The sequence below is a fragment of the Gordonia sp. YY1 genome, from assembly GCF_009872315.1.
In the GTDB taxonomy this organism is placed as follows: domain Bacteria; phylum Actinomycetota; class Actinomycetes; order Mycobacteriales; family Mycobacteriaceae; genus Gordonia; species Gordonia amicalis.
In genome coordinates this window covers 1-2,749 of record NZ_WXYI01000045.1, presented here as the reverse complement: position 1 = coordinate 2,749, position 2,749 = coordinate 1, and the positions used below count along the sequence as shown (strand labels likewise).

3 protein-coding genes are annotated in these 2,749 nt (G+C 51.3%); all 3 read right to left on the bottom strand.

Annotated elements, in window-relative coordinates; translation table 11 throughout:
* Nucleotides 1-90: 90 nt before the first annotated feature.
* The gene (locus tag BPODLACK_RS23010; protein WP_201450648.1) at nucleotides 91-1,188 is read right to left on the bottom strand and encodes a DUF2213 domain-containing protein; all 1,098 of its coding nucleotides are present in this window, start codon (nucleotides 1,186-1,188) and stop codon (nucleotides 91-93) included.
* Nucleotides 1,189-1,220: 32 nt separating this feature from the next.
* Entirely contained in the window at nucleotides 1,221-1,991 is a 771-nt protein-coding gene (locus tag BPODLACK_RS23005; protein WP_201450647.1) for a hypothetical protein, read from the bottom strand.
* The coding region (locus BPODLACK_RS23000; protein WP_159406321.1) for an anti-CBASS protein Acb1 family protein at nucleotides 1,978-2,749 on the bottom strand (772 nt) is incomplete at its 5' end. The genes BPODLACK_RS23005 and BPODLACK_RS23000, both read right to left, overlap by 14 nt.

Here is a 2,749-nt window from a genome sequence, read left to right as displayed (position 1 = left end):
ATCACGCTTGCGGGAATAAGAAGCTGTTATCTGTGTCATTTTGAATCTCCTGTTTATTTGGTCTGGTAGCGGCCCGAAGGCCGCAAATTATTAGCGGCGGAATTTTGCCTGCGGATCGATGATTTCGGTGCCGTCAAGTTTCGGTAAGCCGCCTTTGTCTTTTTGTTCGCCATCTTCTTTTTTGCCGAAGACTTTGGAGCGATTGCCAGCCATCTTATCAGAGTTGGCGATAAAGTCAAAAGAAGCGTCGATGTACGAATCTTCTTTGTCAGACAGATCACGCCCGTCTACCTCTTTGATGTAAGCAACCTTCATCGCCTTAACATCCAGGCCGTCGCACTTGACGCCCGCGGCAGAAACCACCGCGATAACTTTCTGTTTTGCGTCTTCGTCGGCTTTGATTTTAGCAACGCGGGCGGCAACTTCATCTTCAATGCCATCAACTTTGGCCTGAAGCGCGTCACGCTCTGCGGTGATGCTCGTTACCTGACTGGTTGCCGATGCAACTTGTGCGTCGAGTTTTGCAATGTAAGCGCCTACGTTATCGGCCACTTCAACATCTACGCCGTCAATTTTAATGATCATTGTTTTTGCTCCTTTGTGGTTTGAGTCGTCATCATAGGGGAATTCCTGTTCGCTATCAAGATTTAATTTCGCAATCCCGGCACGACCACGAAAAACAAGCGCGACGTGATTAACGCGAATCTTCGTTTGCACTGCATCAAAGCGAACCCAATCAGAGACGGAATCATTTTTCATCTCTTCGAAGTTTTCCGGTAGGTCTTCGTCGAAGTGATATTCGCCAGTGGCGTTATTGCCCCAGCCTTTGCGGTCGATATCTACCGACGTGTAACCGACTGACAATTCAGCGGCTACGCGCTTTTTGGCTTTCTCGATCGACTCACCATCGTAAATCATCACCGGAACTAGAACCCCGATCCCGTCCTCTTTGCCAGCGCCGGAGCACGAGCCAACGACCAGGCCTTTTGCGTTCTGCGCGTTCACCATCTTGTGACCCAAAGTGATCGGCTTGCCCTGGTATGACGCCAGCGATTCAGCATCGAACACCTCCGAACGCGGGCGGAACTCGACTCGCGGCCCGGTTGGCGTCTGGTACGTCTGCGCACCGATACGCGCCACGATCGGAGTATCAACCAGAAAGCCGTTCTCATCGAATCTGGCCTTCATCTTTACCGTGTCGAACCTTTGAACTCTTTTCATCATGATACCTCTACATTGTTAAAATCTGGAACAGCCCAACAACGGCAACCGTACTCTTCACCGGGAAAAATGCCGTCACCATTAACGGGGCGTCGCTTACCTTCTAGCTTGATATGGCTCTCGCGCTCGCGGTCGTCCATCATCCCGAACCAAAAGTAATGCGATACTTTAGCATCTTTCAGGCGCTGCATCATCAACATACTGTTAAAAGTTCCGATGATTCCGCTTGCCCGGTTGCGCGACCAACTACCATAAATAGCGTATCGACCTTCGATGATTTCATCGATCTGCTTGCGAGACTTGCCAATGTTGTTGGCGGTTCTAACTTTCGTTGTCCAGTCGGATACGATATCGCTTGCTAACTTCCTGACCGACGCTTCGGCGGCATCTTCCCACTTCCTCAGCGCTTCCTGATACCAGTCTTCATACCCACCAGCACCGAATTCTTTAAGGCGCATAACTGATTCGTTGTTCCGCCCGCCAGCCGCGATCGCAATTGCAAGCCACTGTTTCGAGTTGAATCTATAGATAGTCAAGCCGATGGAGGCGAGCGCCGCAATTACGGCGGAAAAGAACACGATGGCAGATTCGCTGATATCGTCTTCCGCCTGGCTGATTTCCTCCGCCGTGGCGTCAAATTTAAGGCGGTCTAAGCGATCCCGCATTTCTACCACGAGTTCTGTCACCGCTTCCTGCATTGAGCGGGATAACTCCCGCTCGCTTGCTTCAGGATAACGCCAGTTTGGGATTCTGCCGTTAACTTTCATCATCCGTCTCCGTGTTGTTTAAGATCTCTTCGCTTTGCGTCTTCCCTGAACCAGTGTTGCGATCGGGGAGTTTTTTCTGTTCCGGCGCGTTGCCTTTTAGCTTCAGTTCTGGAATCAACGCCGACAGAGTATCGCGCGCTTCGTTGGCGTCAATAACCTGGTCGGTAACGAGGCCGCGAGCCGCATCGGAGTTCTTCTTAAAGATATCCGCCTTCTCCGCATCGGTAGGCAGCGACAACGGTTCGAACTCGACGCTGTATTCCTCCTCAGTTACGATGAACTGTAACAGGAATTCTAACAGCGGCTTGTAATCGTCATTGCGCTTGCGGTCAACCAGTTTGTAGAACGTCTGTAGCGCTGTGTTCTGGCTTGCGCTTACGCCACCAGTGTTTTTGTTTTTTAGCACGATCTCATGAATGCCTGACAGGGCGACAATCCGATCCATCTTCGCCGAAAGGAATTCCGGGATGCCTGTAATATCGGAGTTGATAACGGTGTACTCTTCATCTGTAGCATCAATGCCGATCGTGTTGCCGACTCCGGAATTGGCGTCAACCTGCGCCATGCGCAAACGGGCGGCGTACTCGCCTTCTTTGTCGTCGCAGATTAGCGCCAGGCCTTTCGCCTTCCAAACGCCCTGCTGCTTGCGCTTCAGTAGCTGCGTTGCCAGATATTCAGAATAGTCGTAGTCAAGAATCTCTGGAATGATTGACTTGTTGAGCTCCGAACGTCCATCTCCCTCATTTAGCTGGCGCCCCGTT

What these genes read in the sequence shown, in the direction of transcription:
- BPODLACK_RS23010 (WP_201450648.1), bottom strand. Translation starts at nt 1,188, where the DNA reads ATGAAGGCCAGATTCGATGAGAACGGCTTTCTGGTTGATACTCCGATC.
- BPODLACK_RS23005 (WP_201450647.1), bottom strand. Translation starts at nt 1,991, where the DNA reads ATGATGAAAGTTAACGGCAGAATCCCAAACTGGCGTTATCCTGAAGCA.